This window comes from Porticoccus sp. (genome assembly GCF_965660005.1).
In the GTDB taxonomy this organism is placed as follows: Bacteria; Pseudomonadota; Gammaproteobacteria; order Pseudomonadales; family Porticoccaceae; genus Porticoccus.
Map to the genome: position 1 here is coordinate 1 of NZ_CBFHYF010000084.1, position 1,449 is coordinate 1,449.

The window sequence follows — 1,449 nt, forward strand, 5'->3', positions numbered from 1 at the left end:
AACGGGCTGCCTACAGCCACATAATGTGAGACATCGGCAATTGCCACATAGAGCCGCCAGCCACCCCGACTGAGCGGCTCGCAGTACACGGCATCATCAAAGTCCCGCGCGTCCTCGCCGTCGATCGTGACAAACGGCAGGTGGCGCAAATCCACCCGGAACTGTTTATCCTGCTCCTGAACCTCGGCCGGGATGGCCTCGGCCTGGGCAATCACTGCCTGCGGCCATTGATTGGGGATACCGTAGTTGTGGATGGAAATATCGATTTCCATTCCCGGTGCCAGATGTTCACCCAACACCTGAACAACCCGCCCAGCAGGCAGATTATGGCGACTGGGGTGAGTCGTGATCTCCACCACCACAATCTGGCCCGGTTCTATATCGCTGCGCTGGTCGGGAGGAATCATTATGTCCTGGGTGACACGAGGGTTGTCCGGACGAACAAAATGGATCCCGCTCTCCACAAAATAACGCCCCACCAGCGAGGTCGTGCGGTGTTCAACCACTTCGACAATAGACCCTTCCGAGCGGCCCCGACGATCTACCCCCGCCACACGAACCAGCACTTCGTCACCGTCCATGACACGGCGCATCTGCCGGCTTGAAAGAAACAGATCGTCACCGCCCTCAGACGGCACAACAAAACCGAATCCTTCCGGATGACCGATAACCCGGCCCTTGATCAGATTCATCTTGTTCAGCGGACCATAGGCATTGCGGCGATTGCGAACGGCCTGCCCATCCCGCTCCATGGCAATCAGACGGCGTCGCAGCGCTTCCATGCCATCCTCATCGCTCAGACCAAACGCATCGAGAAGCTCTTCATAGGTGAGAGGCCCGACACTATTTTCGAGAAACTCGAGGATAAACTCCCGGCTGGGCACCGGCTTGTCGTATTTAGCCGCTTCGCGGTCGGCAAAGGGATCTTTGTTCACAGGTTTTTTCATTGAAATTCCAAACGTAAGAAATGCACTTCCAACGTCGCAGGGCACGTTGGCAGGATATATAAATATCAGAACATACTTGTCCTGAACTCTCCATGGCTTTTTTCAGCAGTCGGCCTTAACCGTTGGCTCAGGGCTGACCGGAACAATCATTACCGCCTTTTCAATGCATTTTTTTACAGCACTAATTGACAATCGCTGGTACCGTCTCTATAGTTTCGCACCGCTGGTGAAGCAGCTTCTGCTTCCCATCATGCCCAGGTGGCGGAACTGGTAGACGCGCTAGCTTCAGGTGCTAGTGATCGCAAGGTCGTGGAGGTTCAAGTCCTCTCCTGGGCACCATTCATACTAAAATGCGCCTGAAACACCTTAATTTCCTTAGGTTTTTTGGCGCATTTATTCAAAAGTAATCTAAAAAGTAATCTAAGTCTTAGCTGGTTTCAGCTAATACCCCCCCGGGGGGGCTATTCCATCCCCCTTGATCCAGTAGTACCACCCCAGATAC

At 53.8% G+C, this 1,449-nt stretch carries 1 protein-coding gene and 1 tRNA gene; one reads left to right on the plus strand and one right to left on the minus strand.

The annotated features are described in order from the left end of the window. A partial coding sequence (locus ACTF5G_RS10165) for an RNB domain-containing ribonuclease (protein ID WP_438952688.1) occupies positions 1-947 on the minus strand: 947 nt, incomplete at its 3' end. A gap of 252 nt (positions 948-1,199) precedes the next feature. Between ACTF5G_RS10165 and ACTF5G_RS10170 the strand changes: the two genes are divergently transcribed. Continuing rightward, positions 1,200-1,286, plus strand: a tRNA-Leu gene (locus ACTF5G_RS10170). The last annotated feature ends 163 nt before the right edge of the window (positions 1,287-1,449 follow it).